This window comes from Rheinheimera maricola (assembly GCF_016918075.2).
Classification (GTDB): domain Bacteria; phylum Pseudomonadota; class Gammaproteobacteria; order Enterobacterales; family Alteromonadaceae; genus Alishewanella; species Alishewanella maricola_A.
This window is the reverse complement of sequence record NZ_JAERPS020000007.1, coordinates 16007-39893: the sequence shown is the minus strand read 5'-3', so window position 1 is coordinate 39893 and position 23887 is coordinate 16007. Positions and strand designations below refer to the sequence as shown.

Below are 23887 nucleotides of genomic sequence, written 5' to 3'. Positions count from 1 at the left end.
ATGTTATATTCATGATAAATTGTTAACGAACGTAACAAGCAGCAGAAAACAAAAAGCCCCGCATCTGCGGGGCTTGTTTTATTCGAAAATTACCAGTAGTTAGTTTTGCGCGTACTGACGCTCAAGATTGCCTGTTTTCAGTTGCAAGCTTGCCAGTGTGGAGCGCTCGGTTGCAATTTTTTCGTCGAACAACTGTGCGGTACGATCAATCTTTTGCTGCAATGTCACCAACTCTTCTGCTTTAGGGTAGCTACGCCGTAATTTGTATAGCTCAGACTTCAGCTCATCAATTTGCTGCTGTTTTTCCTGTTCCAGCTTACTTATCTGAAACTCAACAAAACGACCTTTGCGCTTTAACGCATCGACCTGTTGTTTATACTCACCTTTGCTGCCGAGCATTGCGGTACCAATTGGTCGCATGTCCATGGTTTCTGCATTGTTTGCACACGGAAACTGGCTAAACTCCACCACCCCGTTTTGCTCGCATTTATACACTGTAGCCTGGCTGGAAAACGCCACTAAGCACAATAACAACGCATATTTCATTCTTTCGCTCCTGCATATGAACAATAAATGTACAGAAAGCTTGCCAATTTGGCAAGACAACTCTGATATTTATTTCAGCGTCTGTACAAGATATCAGCTTAAGGCTGTTGCCGGCAATAGTTACATCAGGCTAACAACGCTTTCTTCATGAAATTTGGCCAGGCTGATGCCGCTTTATGCACATCGACATTGTAATACTCTGTACTGAATGACGCGCCGGCGGCATCCGCTTCCCTAAAACCGTTAAACGCGGCGCCTTTGCGTGCCAGAGTGCAAGTCCACCAACCGGACGGGTACACCATTTGCGGAAAAAGCAGCGTTTGCAGAGCGTCAAAGCCCACATCCAGCATGGCGCCGCGCATTTCTTTCAATAGAGGCATATGTATAAGTGGTGACTCACTTTGTTGCACCAAAATACCGCCATGTCGCAGTGCCTTGCGGCAACTGTCATAAAACGCGCGGTTAAATAAGCCCTCGCCTGGGCCAATAGGGTCGGTAGAATCAACAATGATCACGTCTACAGATTCCGGCGCGGCCTCACGCATAAACTTAATGCCGTCGTCAAATTTCAATGTAGCGCGCGGGTCATTGTTAGCGGCGCACAGCTCCGGGAAGTACTTCTCAGCCATGCGCGTAACCTGCTCATCAATATCAATTTGCGTTACGCTCTCTACACCTGGGTGTTTTAGCACCTCACGCAGAGTGCCACAGTCACCGCCGCCGATAATTACCACATTTTTGGGGTTGCCGTGGGTAAACAGCACCGGATGGCTAAGCATTTCATGGTATAGAAAATTGTCACGACTACTGAGCATAATAACGCCGTCAATAACCATAAGATTACCGAAGTGAGTGGTTTCAAACATTTCTATCTTCTGAAATGGCGATTGCACTTCATCCAGTTTTTTAGTGATGGCCAAACCAAAGGCACTGCCGCTGGGAGCAAAAATTTCAGTGAACCAAGTGTTGTCGCCAGACATAGTATTACCCTCAAAACAAATTAGCCGCATATTTTGCCTTCTTGTGCCGCCAAGGACAAATATTTCGACGTTTTTTGCTGCAGCTTTACGGCATTGGCTTTAAACTATGCACAACTTAATTTTAAAGGAACGACAATGGCCGACTGGGGTACTGAAAAAGCACGCTCTATTTACAACGTAGCGGTATGGAGTGAAGGATATTTTGATGTTAATACTGACGGCGATCTGGTTGCCTATCCGGACCAGGACCATAGTAAACAAGGCATCAGTTTTCCTGAGCTTACTGCACGTTTTAAAGAGGAAGGCTTAACCCTGCCGGTGCTGGTGCGCTTTACTGATATTTTGCAGCATCGCGTTGACACGCTGATAAAGTCGTTCCAGCGCGCCAAGGCAGAAAAAGATTATCAGGGCAAGTACACTGCGGTTTACCCTATTAAGGTAAACCAGCAATTCTCGGTAGTGAAACGGCTTATAAGCCACGACAGCGGCAAAGTAGGCCTGGAAGCCGGCAGTAAGCCGGAGCTGATGGCGATTTTGGGTGTTACCGATCAGCCACTGCAAATTGTCTGTAACGGTTATAAAGACAGCGAATTTTTGCGATTGGCGACTATTGGCCAGATGATGGGCCATACCGTGTATGTGGTAGTAGAGAAACTGTCTGAACTGAAAACCCTGCTGCGCGAGATTGACAATTTAGCCGCTGCGCCACGCATCGGTATCCGCATTCGCTTAAACTCGGTCGGTAAAGGTAAATGGCAAAACACCGGCGGCGAGAAAGGTAAGTTTGGCCTAACCGCGACTCAGGTATTACAAGCTATTGATGTTCTGCGCGAGGCCGGCAAACTGGAGTTATTACAGCTGGTCCATTTCCATATCGGCTCGCAAATTGCCAATATCCGCGATATTCATAACGCAATTCGCGAATGTGCGCGCCACTATGCTGAGCTACGCACTTTAGGTGTGCCTATTACAACTGTCGATGTCGGCGGCGGTTTGGGTGTGGATTACGAGGGGTCTAAGTCACGCTCGGCCTGTTCGATGAACTACACCATGTACGAATATGCGCGTAATGTGGTTAATGGTTTAAAAGAAGTGTGTGATGAGTACGACTTACCACACCCGAACATTATTACCGAGTCTGGCCGCGCTATGACGGCGCACCATGCGGTTTTGGTAACCGATGCGATTGATATCGAGCGCGCTCCGGGCTTAGTTAATCTACCAGAGCCAAGTGAAGACTCACCAACGGTCATTCTTGGCTTGTGGGAAGCGTACCAAAACGTAACACCACGCACTGCCATAGAAGCCTATCACGATGCCGTGCATTATTTTACTGACGCCCATGCCCAGTACGTACATGGTTTGTTGACACTAAAAGACTGGTCATTACTGGAGCAAATTTACTTTGCCACTATTAACCGGGTAAAAGCCAATCTGGACATGACAGCGCGCTCACACCGTTCCATTCATGACGAATTGAACGAGAAGCTGGCTGACAAGTTATTCGTTAACTTTTCCTTGTTTCAGTCAATGCCCGATGCTTGGGGTATTGACCAGTTGTTTCCGGTGATGCCACTGGAGCGGATGAATGAGCCACTAAACCATCGTGCCATTATTCAGGACATTACCTGTGATTCTGACGGCCAGTTAAAAAGCTATGCCGATGGCAATGGTATCGAGTCGAGCTTACCACTGCCGCTGTATAAAGAAGACGAACAGTACCTGCTGGGGATGTTTATGGTAGGTGCCTATCAGGAAATTTTGGGCGACCTGCACAACCTGTTTGGCGATACCGACTCGGTGCATGTTGAATTAACCGATGATGGTAGCTACAAACTAACCAATATTATCAAAGGTGATACTGTCGCCGATGTACTGCGCTATGTGCAATTTGATGCCAATAAGCTGATAGCGTCTTACACGCGTCAACTGGCCAAGTTAGACATGACCGACAGTAAAAAGGATGAAATGCTGGATGAGCTGAAAGCTGGTGTTTATGGTTACACCTATTTTGAAGATTAAGGTAAACTGCTAGCTGATCGGATGTGTTAACAGCAGGCTCGCCTGCTGTTATTATTTTTGCCGGGCTATAACATCACTGGCAACAGATACCAGGTACTGTTTATGTTACATTTTTTACCGCGCCCACTTATCGGCGCAATTTCTTTGCTGTTATACATTGTTAATACACTGTTTTGGTTTGTGCCGGTAATGCTGCTTGCCATTTTAAAGCTGCCACCGTTTGCGCGTTGGCAAAGCTGGATGACGTATTTATTGGATGCCTGCGCGGTATCCTGGATCAGCGTGAACAACTTTACCACCCGTGTTTTTACCCGCATCAGCTGGCAGGTGTCAGGCCTGGAAACGCTATCGCGCAAAGACTGGTACCTGGTATTGGCTAATCATCAATCCTGGGCCGATATTCTGGTACTGCAAAAGGTGTTTAACCGCAAAATTCCCTTTATCAAATTCTTCCTTAAAAAAGAGCTGCTGTATGTCCCGGTTATCGGCCTGTGCTGGTGGGCACTGGACTTTCCTTTTATGAAACGCTACAGCAAAGCCTTTTTGCAACGCAACCCGCAGTTGCAAGGCAAAGACATCGAAACCACACGCAAAGCCTGTGCTAAGTTTCGTTTTAAACCGGCGGCTATCATGAACTTTGTTGAAGGCACCCGCTTTACGCCACTGAAACACGATAAGCAGCAGTCCCCCTATCACAACTTGTTAAAACCTAAAGCCGGTGGCGCGGCCTTTGTACTGGGTGCCATGGGTGAGCAACTGCATAAAATTCTCGATATCACTATTTACTATCCGGCTGGCATCCCAACATTCTGGGATTACATCTCCGGTAAGGTTCGTGATATAAAAGTGCAGATCAGCGTATTACCCATCACGCCAGATTTACTCGGCGATTACAACGATTTGCAATATCGCGAGCGCTTCCAGCAATGGATAAACCAATTGTGGCAGCAAAAAGATCAGCAGCTGTCTGCGCTGAAACACGGAGTTAAGCAGTAATGTTAAGTTTTTTACCTGGCTGGTTGTTATTTCCTTTTAGTTTCAGTGCCTTCGCGTTTAATTTAGCGCTGTGGGGATTACTGGTAACACCGCTGGGTATCATTAAACTACTACTGCCTTTTAAGCCAGTGCACCGTCTGACAGGCTTCGCCGGTAAAGGCTGTTATCGCGGCTGGACCCGCATCAACACTGCACTGATTAATCTGTTTAATCGTGTTGATTGGCAAATTAGCGGTGCGCAGCAGCTGGACGAAGCCCGCTGGTATCTGCTGATCTCCAACCACAAAAGCTGGCTGGATATCCCGGTCGTCAGTACTGTAGCGCATAGTCGCATTCCTGAGCCGAAGTTCTTTTTAAAAGACCAACTGAAATGGCTACCTTTTTTAGGCACGGCCTGTTGGGCACTGGATATGCCATTTATGAAACGCTACAGCGCCGCGCAACTGGCGAAGAGACCGGAACTAAAGGGTAAGGATATTACGACCACCCGCGCCTCATGCCAGAAATTTAAAACCGTACCCACCACCATTATCAATTTTGTTGAAGGCACCCGATGCACCGAGCAAAAAAGACTCGGCAAAACCAGTCCATTCAACTACTTACTGCCACCAAAAGCCGGCGGCATTGCTTTTACGCTTGCCAGTATGGGCGAGCAGTTTAACGCCATTTTAGACTTTACCCTGCTGTACCCGGACAACCCTGACCATGCGGCGCTGGACATGTTAATGGGTAGGTTAAAACGCGTGGTAGTGCAGGTTGAAGTATTGCCGGTGGATCAACAGGTGATTGGTGATTATTTTAATGACGAACAATTTCGCCAGCGTTTTCAAGCCTGGCTGAATCAACGTTGGCAACATAAAGATGTGTTAATCGGCCGCTATCTTCAGGCCGACGCTATTGCACGTAATACGGAGCAGTTACCATGTTAACAGACACCCTTACCCGTCTGGCACAAAGCCTTCAGCTACCTGAGGCATGGCAGCCAACATTTATGCTGGGTTGCAATCTGCTCATCGCAGTACTGATCGTCGCCGCCTGCTTTTTTCTGGCCCGGGCCTGGTTAAGGCCGATCCTGGCGCAACTACTGGATAAACTCGATGGCCGTTTAACCGACGAAACCGCGCGCGAGCGGCGTAAACTAGCCAGCCATATGGCACACCTGGTACCCGCTTTAGTGCTGCAGGCAATATCGCCACTGTTGTTTAATCATTCCGACACCCTAGCCGCTATAGTCGCCGTCATTGTTTGGCTGTATCTCTATTTGTTTATTGGCCTGGCCATCGCGGCTGCGGTTACCTTGATTGCGAAAAGCTATTCCTATTTGGCACCTAACCCCACTATTCCGTATCAGGGTATTTCGCAACTACTTAAATTGCTTACTTTTATCGTATTTAGCATTCTGATTGTCAGCACAGTGTTAAATAAATCACCTACGTTGTTACTCAGTGGTCTGGGTGCATTAACTGCGGTGTTGTTACTGGTGTTTAAGGATGCCATTCTGGGCTTTGTTGCCAGTATTCAAATCGCGGTCAACAACATGGTCAATGTCGGTGACTGGATTGAAATGCCAAAATACGGCGCTGATGGCGATGTTGTTGAAATAGCACTGACTACAGTTAAAGTGCGAAACTGGGACAACACCATTACAACGATTCCCACTTACGCACTGATTTCTGACTCCTTTAAAAACTGGCGCGGCATGCAGCAATCCGGCGGCAGGCGTATTAAACGTGCCATCAATATTGATATTGGTACCATCCGTTTTATTAAAGCCAATGAGCTGGAGCAGCTGCAACAACGACAACGACTGCAACGCTTTTTTCAGCAGTCCGAGGTTGTCGAACTGCTCGACAGTGAAGACATTACTAATATCGCATTGTTTCGTTGCTATGTGCGCTGGGTCTTGTGCCAGCATCCAAGTATTAACCAGGGCATGACATTAATGGTGCGGCAACTGCAGTCGACTGAAGTGGGTTTACCGATTGAAATTTATTGTTTTAGTGCCGATAAAGTCTGGCTTAACTATGAAGCGATTCAGGCAGACATTTTTGATAAGCTGTTTGCCATTCTACCGGTATTTGATTTAGCCGCATTTCAGCGTATCAGCTCGCGACAGGAGCTAACGCGGCAAAGTTAGCGCAGGTTTCTTGGCGTGCAATAACACATTTCGAGGGGTGACGTTATGTGCGCACAACTCACTGAGGCTAACCTGATAACCATGCTGCTGCAGATACAGCGCTTTATCCAGTGCTAGCCAAAGCTCCAGCGGCCGGCGGAATAAATGCCTTACCAGATCAATACGCCGCACCAAGGCGGCACGATGTTCTGCCTGTTGTAAATACCTGGCCCAGTCAGGCTTTGCTGGCAAGCTTAGTTGGTGTTGCGCTGCAGCCCAACGGGCAAAATCAGCAAAATCGGCGCTAAACCAATGCTTAGCTACAGACGGCAATGGCCGATACTGTACTTGCCCACTCAGTTCAATGCGCAGTTCATCATATGCCAGCCGCCATAGCACTTCTGTAAGTCGCAGTTTCTCGATACGAGCGCCAGCAGTAACCTGGCCCTGTACCACCAGTTTTAAATCGTCTTTATTTAACAGCAAGTCATGCTGCATACCTTCAGTGGATAATGGTTGATAGGGTGTATGCGGTATTAAATGATAACAACACGGCACCAAATGCAATTGCTGGCACCCAGCAGCCACCGCTTGCTGTAACAGCGTAATATGCAGCTGACCACAGGCATGCAGCGCAACCAAGTGTTGCTGCTCATGCAACACATGCTGCAGCGGTGCGGCCAGCACATCGGCACACATAAATTGCTGCGCCAGTTCATACTTGGCTGCCATTTCCTCACCTTGCTGGCACAAATCAGGCTGCCATTCGATACTGGTAACCGCCTGACCAAAGCGGTACGCCAAACTTCGCCCTAAATGGCCCTTACCGGCACACCACTCCACCACGGGCAGTTGGCTGGCTGGCCAATGTTGACACAAGGCATCAATTTGCTGCAGCTTGCGTCCCGCAATGCCATTCGACAGCCAAAAGGGCAATGCCGTTATCTCACGGCTCTGTGTAGCCGTTATCACATCGGGAAGGGAAAACAATGCCGGAAAGCATTCAGCAAAGTGCTGCTGTTGCAGGCTTACACATTGATCAATTTGGCTTACTTGCAGCTCATCTAATGCCATTATACGCCGGTGCAGTTCATCATCCGGCCACGGCAGGCGATCACAGCTAAACGGCAGTAACTGCCAATAGTGACGATATTGTAACAATACTTTGCTAAGCTGCTGAAACGACATCTGTAAACTGTTAGCCATAAATAACTGCCCATCGTTTTGCCAGGCTTGCGCTTGTGCTTTATAGTAACACTGTCGCATAGATTAAGGCCGCTATGATAATTCAACGCGTTAGCAGTACCAGCAATTTTATTACCTGGTTTGGCAGTGTACTGCTGCTGGTACTATTCGGTTGGCTGGGCTGGCAAGATTACCAACAGCAACAAACAACCAGTGTGCTGCAAAAATGGGCTTTGGCCTTTTTAGTTAGCGAGCTGCTGTTATTGTTATTATTGTCTGACATGCAACGCGTCACCCGCCGCCTGATGCGAGAACTACAGCAGTCGCAGGAACAAAAACAACAACGCGAAAGTATACAAAATCAGAAGTATCAACAAGCGCTAAGTACGTTGAACAATATTGCCGCCAGCTTTAACCCTGATTGGCGCGAGCAGTTACGCCAGGCACTAAAGGTTGCAGCAGACTACCTCCAGCTACCCATTGCCATCTTAAGCCGGATTGAAGACGAAAATTATCAGGTCTTGGTTCATAGCGCGCCGCCCGGCCTGTTGCAAGACGATAGCCATTTTGACCTGGGACAAACTTATTGCAGCATAACTCTGGCGGCGAACGATGTGTTTGCGGTGCACCGTATGAGTGCCAGCGAGTTTGCCGCGCATCCCTGCTTTGAGGCATTTGCGCTGCAAAGTTATATTGGCGCAGCAGTGCACGTTGATGGCGACACCTTTGGCACAGTCAGCTTTTCATCTGCCGAAACAAAAACCTTGCCATTTAGCCAGTTAGAACGTGATTTTGTTAGTTTACTGGCGCGCTGGATTGGCAGCACTATTGAACGGCGACATTATCTTGAAGCGCAAATCGAAGTTGCCGAACGACTAAAAAAAATCGCCAGCCAACTGCCAGGCATGGTATTTCAATTTAAACTATCTCCGGATGGCAGTGCATGCTTCCCCTATTGCAGTGACGGCATTGGCACTATTTACAACCTGACACCCGAACAGGTCAAGCTAAGTGCAGAACCGGTTTTTGCTCTAATTCATCCGGACGATATACAGCAAGTGCAAGACAGTATTAACCAGTCAGCTGCACAGCTATGTTTATGGAAGCAGGATTACAGAGTGCAGTATCCCGACGGAGAAATAATTTGGGTAACTGGCCGCTCCGTGCCAGAGCTGCAAAGTGATGGCAGTGTTATATGGCACGGTTTTATCAGTGACATTACCGAGCGCAAAAAAATTGAACGGCTAAAAGATGAGTTTGTCTCCACCGTGAGCCATGAACTGCGTACGCCACTAACTGCCATCAGCGGTGCTATAGGTTTGCTGCACGGCCAGGTACTGTGCGAGCTGCCAGAGCCGGCGGTAAAAATGACAGAGCTGGCACTTGCAAATGTTAAAAAGTTGCAACTGCTGATTAACGATTTACTAGACATGGATAAGCTTATAGCGGGCAAAATGTTGTTTGATATCCAACCACAACCTTTATTACCGGTGATTGAAGCTGCGGTTCGGGATAACCAAAGTTATGGCCAGCAATATCAGGTAACATATCAGCTGCAGGCGGATACAGATGATCTGTGGGCCAATGTCGATAGCATGCGGCTGCAACAAGTACTGACCAATTTGCTGTCTAACGCCGCTAAATTTTCGCCTGCCGACAGTACGGTAGATATTCGGCTACAACGTCAAAACAATCAGGCACTGATCCGGGTGATTGACCGTGGTTGCGGTATCAGCGATGAGTTTAACTCGGCTATTTTTAACAAATTCTCACAGGCCGACAGCTCTGACAGTAAAAGCAAAGGTGGAACCGGCCTCGGGTTAGCGATCAGCCAGCAGCTGGTCACCCGCATGCATGGCAACATAGGTTTTTATTCCGAAATGGGTAAGGGCAGTGAGTTCTATATCTTACTACCGCTGGTCAGCGACAACGAATTTAACGAGGTAAGCTTATGACTGAATTACACCGAATAATGCATATCGAAGATGACCCTTCCATTCAGCAAGTCGCGAAAATTGCATTGGAAGCCGTGGGGGGTTTTACTGTGCATACCTGCAGTAGCGGCCAGCAAGCCCTTAACGACTACCCAGACTTTGCGCCGCAACTGATATTGTTAGACGTAATGATGCCGGGAATGGACGGCCCTACCACATTACAGCGTTTACAACAGCAATATGACTTGTCGGCTATACCTGCGGTGTTTATGACAGCCAAAGTGCAAAGCAATGAGGTCGCCTCATACAAAGCGCTGGGTGCAGTTGATGTTGTCATAAAGCCGTTTGATCCAATGACACTGTCGGACCAGATCCGTAAAATCTGGCTCGACTTTCAGCGCTAGCACACGCCAGGCAAATCTAGTACAGCAGACTGTATAATTTACGTCGATATAAGCTGGCGACGCTGTCTCCTTTGGGCAGCGCCGCCAGAATGTCCAGATACAATTTTTTACTGCTGCCAAAATTTAAATCTTGCTGCAACACACCCAATAACAATGCCAAAGCTTCTTCACTGCGCTGCACTGCCTGATACTGCACTGCCAATTGCTCTTTTAATTCATTGTTGTCCGGCGTTGCGGCCAATGCCGCTTCCAGCGCCTGAATTTCTGGCGTATCGGCAGCTTCTTTTGCCAGCTGCAATTTCGCCACCACGGCTTTGAATAGCGCATCTTGCTCTGCCAGCTTTATCTCGCTAAGCAACGCTTCGGCCTGCGGCAACTGGCCCAAACTTACAGCAGCATCAGCCAGCCACAGCTTAATTTCGGTGCGCTGAGGCGCCAATGCCAGTGCATCTTTTAGCAATGGATAAGCCGCCGCAAAGTCTTGTACACCAAGCAACTGTTCTGCCTGCGCCAGTAATTCATCCTCCGGCTTGGGCAAATATGGCGCCAACTTATCCAGAATCACCTGCTCGGTTTCTACCCCGGCAAAACCATCTACCGGCCTACCCTCTTTAATCAGCATCACCGTTGGCAAAGATTGCACACCAAACTGCATCGCCAAGTCTTGCTCTTTGTCGCAATCAACCCGAGCCAGCAACAAGTGCTGCGGATATTGCTGGACGATGCGTTCCAATAAAGGGCTTAATTGTTTACAGCCTTCACTGCGTGCCGACCAGAACTGAAATAACACCAGTTTTTGCATTGAGGCATCCAAAACCTCACGGGCATTATTTAACGAAACATCAACGATAGCGTGTTGCATAAAAAGGTAAGTCCTCTGTTAGCGGCAAATGCCCGATAGTGCAGTGGTAATAGTTGTACTATGTGGGCATGACTGCGCCTTTGCAACCCTGACGAATGCTGATAAAAGCGGCAAAACTACCGGAAAAAAGCATCGACATCAGGCCGCCTATAACGTAAATTAAATCAGCGCACTAAAAACGACTGCACAGCAGCAAAAAACCAAAGCGCCATAGTTTGAGTTTAACAGCTTATCCTGTTCAACCAGTCCACGTAGCAAACAAAATAAGCAGCCAAAAGGCTGTTTTAAAAATAACTCACCCGCGACTTTGCCTGCAAAGCCGTGGCGTGTAGCCGTTGCCACAGCAAACTATGAGAAACTAACATGACCAGCCAGACCAAGTCAGCCGACTTAGCCAAAACAACAGAAATGTTGTCCGGCGCCGCTATGGTAATTCGCGCCCTTGCCGATGAGGGCGTGGAGTATCTGTACGGATACCCGGGCGGTGCTGTACTGCACATTTACGACGCCTTGTTTCAACAAAATAAAGTTAAGCATGTACTGGTGCGTCACGAACAGGCCGCCACCCACATGGCCGATGCTTATGCCCGCGCCAGCGGCAAAGCCGGCGTAGTACTGGTAACCTCTGGCCCTGGTGCCACCAACGCCGTTACCGGTATTGCTACCGCCTACATGGATTCGATCCCTATGGTAGTGCTTACCGGCCAGGTAATGAGCCATTTAATTGGCGGCGATGCGTTTCAGGAAACCGATATGCTGGGCATCTCGCGGCCAATTTGTAAGCACAACATGTCGGTACGCCGGCCGGAAGATATTCCATACTTAATTAAAAAGGCGTTTCATATCGCCCAAAGCGGCCGGCCAGGCCCGGTGGTGTTGGATATCCCAAAAGATATGACCATGCCAAACCAAAAATTTCCTTATCACTACCCAACGGAAATTAGCTTGCGCTCATACCAGCCAAAGCAGCAAGGCCACAGTGGTCAGATAAAAAAGGCCGTTACGGCACTGTTGGCGGCAAAAAAGCCGATTTTATATGCCGGTGGCGGCGTGATTATGGGCAACGCGTCCAGTGAGTTAACCGAATTGGCGCAGCTGTTGAATCTGCCGGTAACCAACACCCTGATGGGTCTGGGTGCTTACCCGGCAGGCGATAAACAGTTTATCGGCATGCTGGGCATGCACGGCAGCTACGAAGCCAACCAAACTATGCATCACGCCGATGTTATTCTGGCGGTGGGTGCCAGGTTTGACGACCGCGTAACTAACAACACGAAAAAATTCTGCCCCGACGCTACCATTATTCATATTGATATCGACCCGGCCAGTATCAGTAAAACCGTCAACGCGCATATTCCCATTGTCGGCCTGGTAAAACCGGTACTGACCGATATGCTGGCATTGCTGAAACAGAAAAAGAAAAAGTTAGACAGCGCGGCACTAAGCCAATGGTGGCAACAAATAGACCAGTGGCGCGCCGTACACGGCGGCCGCTACGACAGTGCGGCGCCGCTACTCAAACCGCAGTACGTTATTGAGCAGGTGAGCAAAATTACCAAAGGCGACGCTTTTGTATGCAGCGACGTTGGCCAGCACCAAATGTTTGCTGCACAGTATTATCCGTTTAACAAACCCAACCGCTGGATCAACTCCGGCGGCTTGGGCACCATGGGTTTTGGCTTGCCGGCAGCCATGGGCGTTAAGCTTAACTACCCTGATGCTGACGTAGTCTGTGTCACCGGCGAAGGCTCAATTCAGATGAATATTCAGGAGCTGTCTACCTGCAAGCAATATGGCCTGGGGGTAAAAATTATTAACCTGAATAACGGCTATTTAGGCATGGTAAAGCAGTGGCAGGACATGAACTACGAGTCACGCTACGCCAGCTCGTACATGGATTCCCTACCCGACTTCGTCAAACTGGCCGAAGCCTATGGCCACGTCGGCATTCGCGTTACTACGCCAGAAGAGCTACAACCGGCGTTGGAACGTGCTTTTGCACTGAAAGATCAGCTGGTGTTTTTAGACATTCATATCGACCCGAAAGAGCATGTTTACCCGATGCAAATACCTGGTGGTGCGATGAATGATATGTTTTTAAGCAAGACAGAGAGGACTTAACATGCGGCATATTATTTCTGTTCTGCTGGAAAACGAATCCGGCGCTTTAGCCCGCTTAGTCGGATTGTTCGCACAACGCGGCTATAACATTGACTCTCTTAACGTGGCGCCCACAGACGACCCAACCTTGTCTCGTTTAACTCTGGTAACGCATGGCAATGATCAGGTTATAGAGCAAATCAGCAAGCACCTGCACAAGCTGATTGAAGTGGTTAAGGTGTCTGATATCAGCGAAGCGGCGCACATAGAGCGCGAGCTTATGTTGGTAAAGGTGAAGGCCAGCGGCAACCAACGTGAAGAGGTAAAACGCTGCGCCGATATATTCCGCGGCCAAATAATTGATGTGACGCCAATTACCTACACCATTCAGTTGGTGGGTACCAGCGACAAACTGGACGCCTTTATTCAAGCACTGGGTACTACGCCAATTCTGGAAGTGGTGCGCAGCGGCGCTTCGGGCATTGCCCGTGGTGAAAAAACGTTAGCACTGTAACACGACGTCGCAACACCGTAAGCCCGCTGTTACGGCGGGCTTATTTATAACAGCCATTTCAGTGTTGGTTTATCCGCAAATTTTCGTTAACCTGAGTTCATATTTATGAATATCTAAACGTGAATAATGATAAAAATAAGCTCACTCAGTACTGCTGTTAGCTTACTGTTCGCAACCACTGCTGCTATGGCGACAACATTACCGCCGATACTGGACGCTTATCCACGCTGTGATTACAAGATTACACAACAGATCTCCACCGTCAGCCGGCTCGGCAGCACCGAGAGTGACGCCGACCATAAACACGAACAGGTTTTAACCAGCGCCTTGTCTGAATTACGCGAAAAAGCAGCAGGCAAAGGTGATGCTGTTATTTTGCAAAAAGTAACCGGACAATTATCCAGGGATCGCGCAACCTTTACCCAATCGCGTTTAGAGACTGAAATTCTTTATCGACTTGAGGCAGACGTTATTGAACTGTGTGTAGAAGACAGCGCAAAGCCACTGCAGCTGACCCGCTACAATGCACAGGGTAAGCGACAATTGGAAACAGCTCCCGTTAAAATGCAGATAAGTGCCACGATAGTACCGCGTATGGCACAGCAACACACTGGCATCGACAACGGCGACATTGGTTTTACATCCGGTTATCACGGCATACGTCTTGGTAGTAGTCGTCAACAGGCAGAGGCTCTGTTTGGCCAACCGGACAGCTTTTATCTGCATGAAAACAATGATTTCGTTTTATCTTACGGTAATCAGCTTTGGTTGACATTTTCTGACGATAAGTTAATCAAAGCCGGTCATACTTCTGAGGCCCTGGCCTATCCACTCACGAAACAACTCTCTGCAGATCGACATGCCAAACTAGCAAATTGGCTGCTAGATGATAGGTTCAGTAAGCGTAGCTTGCTAGACGATATAAAAGCCCATTATCAAACACAACTACAACAGCTTAGCGCCACCGAGTTTATGTTGCAGCATCAGCAAACGGTAATACGGCTCAGTTTTAACCAGTACTTTGATATTAAATCTGCACAGCAACAGATCAAGCTGGCAGAAGTGAGTGTTGCGAATGCGGCCGCAGCATCTTTACCTGCGCTACAATTACCCACGCTGAAACAACTAGGCGCTTTGGCGCAGCACCCTGCCGCTGCACCATTGCAACACGCTGGCTGGGCAAAGCTGTTTAGCCAATTAGCTGTACCACACTACAGCACCATCCAGCAGCAAAAACGCTTACAGTTATACCGGCCCGAGCTGGCAGCCGTGTTTTCTGATAATGGGCTCAGCGAAGTGCAGCTGGCGTTGTTAACACAAGACGCCAGTTTAAAGGCGCTGCAGCACTTACTCAGCTTGTTTTCATTGCCGACAACCCGGCAACACTTTATGGCGCAACACCCTGACGCCTTTGAAACCGTAGGCCAGCTGGTGGTTTACGATGACCAGCTGGAAATTAACGCCACCTTTGCAGATAACGACAACATCGACAGCCTGGTTCTGAAGTGGTTTTAACATCTCCTACCACAAAAACAGCGGATATAACCAATACCGTAAGGCGCGAGTTGCACTACCCAGCCGCGAAGTGCAGTTTTAGCTGCACTATTCAGCTGGATTGCACCAGCGACAAGCTAGACGCGTTTATTAAGACACTGGGTACTACGCCAATTATGCCAGCGGCGCTTCGGGCAACGCCCGTAGTGAAAACCCCGGCGTTTTAGAAAAGTAGCTGTCAGCAGCACAATACGCTGGCAGCTTTTTTGGCGCTGCACTATAGTCAGGTTATCTCGCGCTTGCAGCCGATTAAGCCATGTCACTTAAACACGTTAGCATGTTGGTTTTTGTTGTTACTGCCCTGTTTGTTCATACGGCGGCGGCGCAGCAGCGACAGGAAGTGCTGTTGCTTACCTATCATCTGAAAGCCCCCTTTATCGTCGATTTAGGTACTCAGCAAGGGCTGTATTTTGAGCTGGCACATTACCTAAACCAACGCAGCACTAAATACTGGTATAAAACTGAGTTTGTACCACGCAAACGGCTTGACGCTATGTTGCAACGGCCGTTTCCGCACGTGGTTGTAGGCGTGCAGCCAGTGTGGTTTAAACAACTTGGTGATCGCATGCGCTTTTCCAAGCCGATATTGCGCGACAGCGATGTGTTTATATCGTTGAAAAAAAATGCCGTATCTGACGTTAGCCCCGTCGGGTTGAAAGGCAAAACCCTTTTAGGCGTGCAAGGTTATCGTTATGTTGGCATTGAGCAGGCACTGAATAATGGCAATTTAATGCGGGTAGACACCCTGCAGGAAGAGCATGTGCTGGATATGTTGCGCCTGGGCCGGGGTGATTTTGCCATTATCAGCCTGTCGACATTGAATTACATATTTTTGCAAGGCGAAGATAAAACCCAGTTTTATATTGCCGATGAGCCGCATGAAAGCATTAACCGCAGCCTGATGTTCAGCAGCGCGGATTTGGAGTTGCAACATGAGTTGCATGAGCTGGTGGTCACAATGCCAAATGATCCCGAGTGGCTGGCACTGCTGGCCAAGTACAATCTGGACCAGCATTTTTTACCTGCCTTTTAACTGTTAGCGACCAAACCACCATAAAAACACCAGAGCAAAACTGCTCAAATAAATCAGACCAGCCCAGCTTAATATTTTCAGCGGCGTGCTAAGCACTATAGCGCCGTCGCCGCGCATCAGGCTGTAATTCAGCCAGGCAAATACCGGCGTGGTTAAAAAAGCCAGTGTCATGGCAAAGGTTAGCATCGGCGCCAGAGCGGCTTTAAAAAACAAGATAACCGCCATACCGCAGCCGGCCTGTGCCAGCAGCCAGTAATTCAGTGCCGCTTTATGCTTTATCCAGCCCAGTTGCGCAAATGAAGCGTGTAACGTACGGGCATAGCCATCCAGCACAGTAATGGTAGTGCCAAACATACATAAAAACGCAATCAGCGCCACTAAGGGCGCACTCCAATCGCCGATGGTGCTGGCATACATGTACATTAGCTGTTGGGCAAAGGCACCACCGGCCAGGGCTATGGCTTGCTCGCTGCCGTATTGCACCAGCGCGCCTAAGGATAAAAACACCAGTGCCAAAGCAGCGGTAAGCCAATAACCGACGTTAAAATCGAATAAGCCCTGAGCCCGGGTAATCGTTACATCGCGCTGCTTCGCCTTCATCCACAGCGAACTAATAGCAGAGATTTCTATCGGCGCCGGCATCCAGCCCATTAACGCCACCAAAAAGCCCAAACTGGCCAACGTCCAGGGTGATGGGCCGACATAGCTTGCCGGCGCCTGAGCGCCATTTTTCCAGGCAATAACAGCAGCAATTACAGTGGTAATGGTCAGCAAAATCATGATCAGCTTGGCGACATTATCCAGTGCCTTGTAATGGCCCAGCAGTAAAATGGCTAAGCAGGCCGCTAAAATGAGCCAGCATAATAACGTCACTGACAAATTGCCCGGCAAGGCGTATTGCAACAAGCTGGCGGTAAGCAGCAGCACGCCGGCGGTATTCACCACGGCAGCAATAATATTTAACACAATAAAGCTGTAAAAATAGCCGCGACCTTTGCGCTGATACCCTACCAACAGGCTTTCTTTGCGAGTTAAGGTGTATTCGACGCCAAAGCGGAAAAAAGGGTACTTAAGCACATTCACCAGTAATATTAGCCAGGCCAGCTGCCAGCCAAATAAGGCGCCGGCCTGCGTAGAGGCCACCAGATGCGAGCCGCCGATGGCCGCTGTCGCCATTAAAATACCCGGCCCCAGCGCTTGCATGCGGCCACGCCACAAACTTGGTTGTTGCATAGTTATTGTTCTGTCTGGTTTTTATTAGGCCTCAGCTTAGCCAAAGCCCTGCTGAAATACTATCTGCTAAACGCTTTTTTGCTGCAGCAATTGGCAACGCCGGCGAATTCTTTCATACTGGCGCCACCCCCATGCAAAACTGAGGCAACCATGAGCGATGAACAGCTCGATCAGGCCATGCTGTTTGAAGTAGTCGAAAACCAGCTGGCAGACAATTACCCAAAGCAAGTTACCGAAACCCTAATGCGGCTGCGCATGACCGGCAATAGCCGTGACGAGGCCATAGAACTGATTGCCTGCGCCCTTGCGCCGGAAATGATAGACGTGATTGAACATCAGCAAAGCTTTAATTTAGACCGTTATGCTGCGCATTTGGCGCTGTTGCCGGCAACCCCCTGGCTGGAAGATGACGTATGACAGAGCCACTAATTCTGCATCAAGCTGAACAACAACGCTTTGTGTTGCAACTGGCTGGCGCAGAGGCTGTATTGGACTACACGGTAAACAGCAATAATATTAATTTTCACCATACCTTTGTACCACCAGCTTTTCGCGGCAAAGGCCTGGCAGAAAAGCTGGTGCGCCACGGCCTGGCCTGGGCCAAAAGCCAGCAGTATCAACTGTATGCCAGCTGCAGCTACGTGCAGAAATTTTTGCGCTAACGCAATAAAGAAAACTGATTGCCGCCACGGTTTTGTGCGTGCGCCATAGCGGCGGCAGCGAGTTCTATTAATATAGTTGCGTCGTTGCCATCTTGCGGATAACGGCTGATACCGATACTGACCGACAACCCCAACGGCTCCTGCACAAGCCCGTTTAATACCGCCAGTTTCTGTATCACTTTTTCTGCCACCAATACGGCATCATAAACGCGTGTTACATCGCTTATCAGAAGCAAAAATTTGTCATTGGTTTGCCGGCATACGCTGTCACAATCACGTACGACCGCCATCAACCGCGCCAACACCAGCTCACTAACCTGCTGAGCAAGCCGGGCGCCGTAGTTATCACAGATATGCTTATATTGGTCCAGTTGCACAAACAGTAGAGCAAAGCCTTTGTTACAACGCTTTGCTTGCTTAAGCATAAACCGTAACTGATGTTGCAACTGCTGCGAGTCCGGCGTATCCGCCTCATTACCCAACTGCTGGCTTTGCCGCAGCGCCAACAGCTCACATAAGGTGCGTTCGGTAATGGTCTCCGCCCGCTGCAGTGCGCGTTGCAACTCAGCATAGCTGCGCCGCGGTTGCCTGAGTATTTTTAACTCCTGCGGCAACAGGCTGTGAATATGACTAATAAAGCCGGGTTTACTCTGCATCGTCACTCTCCCGGTTAAACTCTGCGGCCACGGATTAACCGCACCGCCACCACCACCAATGCAATGACCAGCAATATATGAATAAAGCCGCCCATGGTGTAAGAAGACACCAACCCCAGTGCCCATAAAATAACCAATAGTACAATGATGGTTTCTAACATAAGGTTCTGCCTGATAACGGTATAAGGGCATTTACTATGCGACAGGGTAATACTGTTGTATGTGCGCTATACAACACAGCAGCATTAAAAAACCGCTTGAATAAGCAGGCCTATGCAAAGTAGCGTCACTTAACGCGGCAGTTGGCCCGGCTTTGCCGCCGCATAATAAGTTTCCACACCAATCTAACCCCTTGTTAAGGTGCGATGGCGCACAGAGCTGCCGGCGACAAAGGCTTAAGCTCAGCTCTGTCAACGGGTTCAGTAACACACTGCACACCATCAGCACTAACAAGCTCATTATTTAACCGGAGTTTCAACCATGAAAACACGTAATATTTATGCGTTATTTTTTCTTAGTCTGTTCAGCCTGACGCTGCTGGGCTGCGGCGCCACCAACACCCGCGAAGGTACCGGTGAATATATCGACGACACGGTAATTACCACTAAGGTTAAAGCGGCTATTTTAAATACCGCCTCGCTCAAAGTAAGTGAAATTAATGTCGAAACCTATAAAGGTGCCGTGCAGCTAAGTGGTTTTGTCAGTTCACAAGACGATATAAATACTGCCATGCGCTTGGCGCGCAGCATTACCGGCGTTACCTCGGTTAAAAATTCGATGCAGGTAAAATAGCGCCTTGAGCTTTATGTTCGCTAGCGCACAGAGTTAACAGTCTGTTTAACCATACTGTTAAACTGTCAATATCATGGAAAGGACAAACATAATGTCAATGCCGGCACCATTGCAAAGCAGGTCTACGACGCAACATCAACCAACGCAGAACCATTTGCTCAATGCCCTGTCAGCCGAAGTGCAACAGCGTTTATTCCCGCACCTGGAATTGGTAGAAATGCCGCTGGGTAAGGTGTTGTATGAATCCGGCGATGTGATGCGTTATGTGTATTTTCCAACCAATTGCATAGTGTCCTTGCTGTATGTGATGGAAAACGGTTCATCAGCTGAAATTTCAGTAGTCGGTTTTGACGGTTTAATTGGGGTATCGCTGTTTATGGGCGGCGAAAGCACCACCAGCCGCGCCATAGTACAAAGTAGCGGCTTTGCTTACCGCCTTCTGGGCCAACGGATGAAAGACGAATTTAACCGCCACGGTGAGTTGCTGCATTTAATGCTGCGCTACTCGCAGGCATTAATAACCCAAATGGCGCAAACCGCAGTATGCAACCGCCATCACAGCATTGACCAGCAATTATGTCGCTGGTTACTGTTGTCATTAGACAGGCTAAAAGATAACCACCTGGTGATGACTCAGGAGCTGATTGCCAATATGCTTGGCGTGCGCCGCGAAGGCGTAACCGAAGCCGCCGGCCGCTTACATAAACAAGGTGTAATTGATTACAGCCGCGGCCATATTGTGGTTACCAACCGGCCTAAACTTGAACAGCTAAGCTGCGAATGCTACGACGTTGTTAAAGCTGAAACCGATCGCTTACTGCCATTATGTAAACTGGCGATGTAACTCAGTGTTGTAGCGCACAGACGCTGCTGCTGCAGGCCACTATGCTGACAGTTCAAGGCTGCGCGGCACCTGTCTTGCGCCATAGTGGCAATGCCAGTGTCGGGAGCTCCTCTTATGTCTGTGTCGACCGTACCACTTATCACCAATCATCTGTTGCAGTTACTTAGCAGCAAAGAACGCCACATTTTGTTGCAATACTGCGATGTGGTGCAGCTCGAGTTTGCCGATATTTTGTGCGAGCCGAATCAGCGTTACCGCTATTTGTACTTTCCACTTAGTGGTTTTATCTCGTTGGTTACCAAACTCGAGGGGCATAAGCCGCTGGAGATGGGACTGATAGGTAACGAAGGCATGCTGGGAGTTACGCTGGCGTTGGGCATGACCACAGCGCCGATGCAGGCCGTAGTACAAGGTAAGGGTACCGCCTGGCGTATTGATGTCGCCGACTTAGGGCAATTTTTGTTGCTATGCCCACATTTGCAGCATGTACTGCAGCAATACCTGTTTGTGTAACTGGCACAGCTGTCGCAAAGTGCCGCCTGTGCACACTTTCACGAGTTAAGCCCGCGGCTGGCACGCTGGCTGTTGATGAGCCATGATCGCGCCCATAGCAGTCAGTTTTACCTGACACATCAGTTTCTGGCCGATATGCTTGGTGTACGTCGCAGTGGTATTACTGTTGCTGCCGGCATTATGCAGCAACAGCAATTTATCCGTTATAGCAGAGGCATGATTAGTATTTTAGACCGCAATGCATTAAAGCAGCTTGCCTGTGAGTGTTATCAGGCAGGGCTAGATGATTATCAGCGCGTCCTCGGTGAACCGCAGCAGTCTGCAGCTGAACAATTAGTCAGGCAAGGTTGCGCACAAGGTACGCCATAAATGCGCCAGACAGACTTTGCCGCAGCAGGTTGCCGATTGGTGCTGCAGATAACTTACTGTTTGCTATTGCGCTTTCGTCACAATGTTTATTGTGTTGCTCAGGGCTCGGCGTTGGCTTAAACCAGCGCCAACTAAGCATAGCACCCGCCACAACGGCCACAGACAACGATGCAGGTGAACTCAGGCCACGATACACCGCTTGTGTCACTGCGCTGGTTTGACCGGCTAACTGCTGGCGTTGCCGGGGCAATTGCGCCACCAGCTTAGCAATCTGTTGATCATGCTGCATATTACACCTTCTTTTGGCTATCAGCATCTGGCTCAGCTGCAGCCAGTTGCAAGCTTTGCATGGTAGAGGGAAAACGCAGTAAGCCACTGTAGTGCGCGCAGCGGCGCAACACTAACCATAAAGCGGCCAGGTTAGCCACCATAGCCAGCGCCAGCGCCGGTGCGGTTGCCACGCCGTAGTGTTGTGCTAACATAATTATTTGCGCCAGCGCGGCAAACCATAATGTCAGCGTCAGTAAGCCAGCCAGCAAGCCAAACACCAGCAATGCCACCATGCTGTTCGCCACCCGCTCGCCTTCCAGCGTCAGCAACTGCAGTTGATCATAGGCCAGTGCTCTGGCCTGTTGCCACCATACTGCTAATTCAGCACTGACATCAGCCGTTATTGAAGAAACACCCGCCGTAGCGGGTGTGGTATCCTCAGAGTCAGTTGGCATCATGCCCACCACTGCGCCGGCTAACGCAACCCCAACAGACAGCAACGGATGACTGCGTACCTGAGTGCGTGTAGTATCAGCCAGCTGTTGTTGCAGATGATGCAGCTGCGAGCTCTTTGTCGATATAGATTCAGCCGCGTGGTTAATACCATTGGCCAACTTGTCTACCGAATTATGAGCACCCGTTGTCATATGTTTTAATGCCGGTGATGCAGCTTCTGATGCACTGTCAATCGCGCGGTGCATACTGCCTGAGGCGGCGTCAACTTTGCGGGCAAAAGCATTGCCGATCGCCTGGCTGTCTGTAGGCTGTTCCATAAAAGCTCCGTGATTTAATGACTGCGGCGACATTGCCGCAGTAGTAACCTAGTGTGTCGAATACGAACGGCGCAGTCGGTGCGCCAGCGCGCATAGCGCTGAAGTTTTATTCCAAAGTATTGGCAATGATCACCTCTACCCGCCGGTTCTGCGCCCGCGCTTCCGCCGCAACATTAGCAACCAGAGGCTGAGCTTCACCTTTGCCTGACGCATCAAGCCGGCTGGCGGCGATACCCTGCTGAACAAGAAAGGCTTTAACGGTATCTGCCCGACGCTGCGACAACAGCATATTGGCAGCGTCTGAACCAACATCATCCGTGTGGCCTTCAATTTGCGCAGTGCGCTCGGGGTAAGCATTTAAAAACAGCGCCAATTTATTTAAGTGATTACTGCTGCCGTTTTTCAGGTTAGCTCTGCCAGTGTCGAATAACACATCACCCAGCGTAACAACCAAACCGCGGTCGGTTGGCCGGGCATTCAACTCGGCTATTTGCGCCCGCAAATCTGCCGTTGTTGCTGCAGATACTGCCGCTTGTTGCCGGGCAGTAGTAGCAGCAGATAAGGCTGCGGTCTCGCGTCCTGCGGCGGCACTTTCTGCCAGCCGTGCACTGCTGGCATCCGCTCTGGCATCACTGGCCTGAGACCGCGCAAATTCGGCATCGCTGCGGGCACTGCTGGCGTCGGCTCTGGCACTGGCGGCTTCACGCGTACGCGCACTCAACCGCACATCATCACGTTTTTGGCTTAGCGCATCACGCTGTAACTCTAACTGTCGGGTTTGTGCCTGAGTAGAGGCCATACTTACTTTGCGCTCTGCCATTACCACGCGGTGCGCCGCCAGCGCTGTGTTTTTTTCTGGCTGCTCTGCCAGCAGCACGGCCTGTTCGGCATCTTTAATTGCCAGCGGAGCCAATACTGCCAGCTGTACGTCAGCCTGCAACTGAGTCAGTTGCTGGCGCACATTAGAGGCCCCATCCGGGCTTTTTGGTGCTGCCGCGCAGCCCGTCAGCAACGCAGTGGCCAAACTCAGGCTCAGCAGGTTGTTAGTAACGTAAGTAACAGGTTTCATGGTTTTACTCCTGAAAGGTTGCGCTGTGCTTCCTGCTGCAAGGCATCAATGCTTTGCTGCATATCCTGGTTTACCGCTTGTGCTTTAAGTAACTCAGCCCTTGCCAGTGCTAGCTCCGCAATTAACTGTGCCTGTAACGCCAGACGCTGTGCCTGCGGCATATTTTTTGCTGTTACGGCACTGCGCGCGGCGTTCAGTTCAGTGCGCGCAGTGTTTAATTCAATGCTGGTATAACGGATCACTTGAGCCCGCTCAGCATTACCGATAGCACGCTCTGCGGCCAGCAATTCCGACGACGGCGACTCAGGCGCTGATGCACAGGCCGTTAGCATGGTCGCAGCGGCCAGCACTAACCAACCTTTGCCGATGGTCGGAGCACATAGTGGCTTTACGGTAAACCATTGTTCGAAATTAGGTGTTTTCATCTGTGGCTCCTGAGAGTTCGCGGCAGCAGCAAAGG

At 49.5% G+C, this 23887-nt stretch carries 27 protein-coding genes; 16 read left to right on the top strand and 11 right to left on the bottom strand.

Translation table 11 applies throughout. The annotated features are described in order from the left end of the window. Positions 1–99: 99 nt before the first annotated feature. Positions 100–546, bottom strand: coding sequence for a DUF4124 domain-containing protein (locus I4W93_RS17325; RefSeq protein ID WP_205312206.1), 447 nt, complete (start codon positions 544–546; stop codon positions 100–102). Positions 547–671: 125 nt separating this feature from the next. Further along, positions 672–1526, bottom strand: a complete 855-nt coding sequence (speE, locus tag I4W93_RS17320) for a polyamine aminopropyltransferase (RefSeq protein ID WP_205312207.1) — start codon at positions 1524–1526, stop codon at positions 672–674. A gap of 135 nt (positions 1527–1661) precedes the next feature. Between speE and speA the strand changes: the two genes are divergently transcribed. From speA to I4W93_RS17300, 4 genes are all read left to right on the top strand, one after another. After that, positions 1662–3548 carry a biosynthetic arginine decarboxylase gene (speA, locus tag I4W93_RS17315; RefSeq protein WP_205312208.1) on the top strand — a complete coding sequence of 629 codons (1887 nt, stop codon included), beginning with the start codon at positions 1662–1664 and terminating at the stop codon, positions 3546–3548. Between the two features lie 102 nt (positions 3549–3650). Beyond that, positions 3651–4544, top strand: a complete 894-nt coding sequence (yihG, locus tag I4W93_RS17310; protein ID WP_205312209.1) for a 1-acylglycerol-3-phosphate O-acyltransferase, YihG family — start codon at positions 3651–3653, stop codon at positions 4542–4544. Continuing rightward, on the top strand, positions 4544–5473 hold the full coding sequence (yihG, locus tag I4W93_RS17305; protein WP_205312210.1) for a 1-acylglycerol-3-phosphate O-acyltransferase, YihG family: 930 nt from the start codon (positions 4544–4546) through the stop codon (positions 5471–5473). Before yihG (I4W93_RS17310) ends, yihG (I4W93_RS17305) begins: the two co-directional genes overlap by 1 nt. Next, the gene (locus I4W93_RS17300) at positions 5467–6681 is read left to right on the top strand and encodes a mechanosensitive ion channel family protein (protein ID WP_224673528.1); all 1215 of its coding nucleotides are present in this window, start codon (positions 5467–5469) and stop codon (positions 6679–6681) included. The genes yihG (I4W93_RS17305) and I4W93_RS17300 overlap by 7 nt, the downstream gene beginning before the upstream one ends. Here I4W93_RS17300 and I4W93_RS17295 read toward each other — a convergent pair. Then, positions 6664–7866 (bottom strand): methyltransferase, encoded by a 1203-nt coding sequence (locus tag I4W93_RS17295; RefSeq protein WP_205312211.1) that lies wholly within the window; start codon positions 7864–7866, stop codon positions 6664–6666. The genes I4W93_RS17300 and I4W93_RS17295 overlap by 18 nt on opposite strands. 74 nt (positions 7867–7940) lie before the next feature. Here I4W93_RS17295 and I4W93_RS17290 point away from each other — a divergent pair, with 74 nt between their 5' ends. Both I4W93_RS17290 and I4W93_RS17285 read left to right on the top strand, forming a co-directional pair. Continuing rightward, positions 7941–9800, top strand: a complete 1860-nt coding sequence (locus I4W93_RS17290) for an ATP-binding protein (RefSeq protein ID WP_205312212.1) — start codon at positions 7941–7943, stop codon at positions 9798–9800. After that, entirely contained in the window at positions 9797–10183 is a 387-nt protein-coding gene (locus I4W93_RS17285) for a response regulator (RefSeq protein WP_205312213.1), read from the top strand. The genes I4W93_RS17290 and I4W93_RS17285 overlap by 4 nt, the downstream gene beginning before the upstream one ends. A gap of 16 nt (positions 10184–10199) precedes the next feature. Here I4W93_RS17285 and I4W93_RS17280 read toward each other — a convergent pair whose 3' ends face one another. Beyond that, positions 10200–11045: a tetratricopeptide repeat protein gene (locus I4W93_RS17280; protein ID WP_205312214.1), complete on the bottom strand. Its 846-nt coding sequence runs from the start codon at positions 11043–11045 to the stop codon at positions 10200–10202. A 363-nt stretch (positions 11046–11408) separates the two neighbouring features. Between I4W93_RS17280 and I4W93_RS17275 the strand changes: the two genes are divergently transcribed. The 4 genes from I4W93_RS17275 to I4W93_RS17260 all read left to right on the top strand — a co-directional run bounded on the left by I4W93_RS17275 (position 11409) and on the right by I4W93_RS17260 (position 16246). Then, complete coding sequence (locus I4W93_RS17275) at positions 11409–13166, top strand: acetolactate synthase 3 large subunit (protein WP_205312215.1); 1758 nt, start codon at positions 11409–11411, stop codon at positions 13164–13166. A gap of 1 nt (position 13167) precedes the next feature. After that, positions 13168–13659, top strand: coding sequence for an acetolactate synthase small subunit (gene ilvN / locus I4W93_RS17270; RefSeq protein WP_205312216.1), 492 nt, complete (start codon positions 13168–13170; stop codon positions 13657–13659). 126 nt (positions 13660–13785) lie between these two features. Next, positions 13786–15174 carry a hypothetical protein gene (locus I4W93_RS17265; protein WP_205312217.1) on the top strand — a complete coding sequence of 463 codons (1389 nt, stop codon included), beginning with the start codon at positions 13786–13788 and terminating at the stop codon, positions 15172–15174. 295 nt (positions 15175–15469) lie between these two features. Beyond that, positions 15470–16246, top strand: a complete 777-nt coding sequence (locus I4W93_RS17260; protein ID WP_205312218.1) for a substrate-binding periplasmic protein — start codon at positions 15470–15472, stop codon at positions 16244–16246. 3 nt (positions 16247–16249) lie between these two features. On the opposite strand, the gene I4W93_RS17255 is transcribed toward I4W93_RS17260, so the two are convergent. Continuing rightward, on the bottom strand, positions 16250–17479 hold the full coding sequence (locus I4W93_RS17255) for an NRAMP family divalent metal transporter (protein ID WP_205312219.1): 1230 nt from the start codon (positions 17477–17479) through the stop codon (positions 16250–16252). A gap of 150 nt (positions 17480–17629) precedes the next feature. Here I4W93_RS17255 and I4W93_RS17250 point away from each other — a divergent pair, with 150 nt between their 5' ends. Together I4W93_RS17250 and I4W93_RS17245 are read left to right on the top strand one after the other, a co-directional pair. Beyond that, complete coding sequence (locus tag I4W93_RS17250) at positions 17630–17896, top strand: hypothetical protein (protein WP_205312220.1); 267 nt, start codon at positions 17630–17632, stop codon at positions 17894–17896. Further along, the gene (locus tag I4W93_RS17245) at positions 17893–18141 is read left to right on the top strand and encodes a GNAT family N-acetyltransferase (RefSeq protein ID WP_205312221.1); all 249 of its coding nucleotides are present in this window, start codon (positions 17893–17895) and stop codon (positions 18139–18141) included. The genes I4W93_RS17250 and I4W93_RS17245 overlap by 4 nt, the downstream gene beginning before the upstream one ends. Here I4W93_RS17245 and I4W93_RS17240 read toward each other — a convergent pair. Both I4W93_RS17240 and I4W93_RS17235 read right to left on the bottom strand, forming a co-directional pair. After that, positions 18138–18797, bottom strand: coding sequence for a diguanylate cyclase domain-containing protein (locus I4W93_RS17240; RefSeq protein WP_205312222.1), 660 nt, complete (start codon positions 18795–18797; stop codon positions 18138–18140). The genes I4W93_RS17245 and I4W93_RS17240 overlap by 4 nt on opposite strands. Positions 18798–18811: 14 nt before the next feature. Then, positions 18812–18958, bottom strand: a complete 147-nt coding sequence (locus I4W93_RS17235) for a lmo0937 family membrane protein (RefSeq protein ID WP_205312223.1) — start codon at positions 18956–18958, stop codon at positions 18812–18814. A gap of 319 nt (positions 18959–19277) precedes the next feature. Between I4W93_RS17235 and I4W93_RS17230 the strand changes: the two genes are divergently transcribed. The 4 genes from I4W93_RS17230 (at position 19278) to I4W93_RS17215 (ending at position 21315) form a co-directional block, all read left to right on the top strand. Then, complete coding sequence (locus I4W93_RS17230) at positions 19278–19589, top strand: BON domain-containing protein (protein ID WP_205312224.1); 312 nt, start codon at positions 19278–19280, stop codon at positions 19587–19589. Between the two features lie 91 nt (positions 19590–19680). Next, positions 19681–20433 carry a Crp/Fnr family transcriptional regulator gene (locus tag I4W93_RS17225; protein ID WP_224673527.1) on the top strand — a complete coding sequence of 251 codons (753 nt, stop codon included), beginning with the start codon at positions 19681–19683 and terminating at the stop codon, positions 20431–20433. 114 nt (positions 20434–20547) lie between these two features. Further along, positions 20548–20946 (top strand): Crp/Fnr family transcriptional regulator, encoded by a 399-nt coding sequence (locus tag I4W93_RS17220; RefSeq protein WP_205312225.1) that lies wholly within the window; start codon positions 20548–20550, stop codon positions 20944–20946. Further along, entirely contained in the window at positions 20947–21315 is a 369-nt protein-coding gene (locus I4W93_RS17215; RefSeq protein WP_369408128.1) for a Crp/Fnr family transcriptional regulator, read from the top strand. It abuts the gene before it with no gap. On the opposite strand, the gene I4W93_RS17210 is transcribed toward I4W93_RS17215, so the two are convergent. From I4W93_RS17210 to I4W93_RS17195, 4 genes are all read right to left on the bottom strand, one after another. Beyond that, entirely contained in the window at positions 21284–21604 is a 321-nt protein-coding gene (locus I4W93_RS17210; protein WP_205312227.1) for a hypothetical protein, read from the bottom strand. The genes I4W93_RS17215 and I4W93_RS17210 overlap by 32 nt on opposite strands. A gap of 1 nt (position 21605) precedes the next feature. Next, a complete protein-coding gene (locus I4W93_RS17205; protein ID WP_205312228.1) occupies positions 21606–22358 on the bottom strand; it encodes a hypothetical protein in 753 nt (250 codons plus the stop codon). A 106-nt stretch (positions 22359–22464) separates the two neighbouring features. Further along, positions 22465–23427, bottom strand: coding sequence for an OmpA family protein (locus tag I4W93_RS17200; protein ID WP_205312229.1), 963 nt, complete (start codon positions 23425–23427; stop codon positions 22465–22467). Next, positions 23424–23852, bottom strand: coding sequence for a DUF4398 domain-containing protein (locus I4W93_RS17195; RefSeq protein ID WP_205312230.1), 429 nt, complete (start codon positions 23850–23852; stop codon positions 23424–23426). The genes I4W93_RS17200 and I4W93_RS17195 overlap by 4 nt, the downstream gene beginning before the upstream one ends. Between the last annotated feature and the right edge of the window lie 35 nt (positions 23853–23887).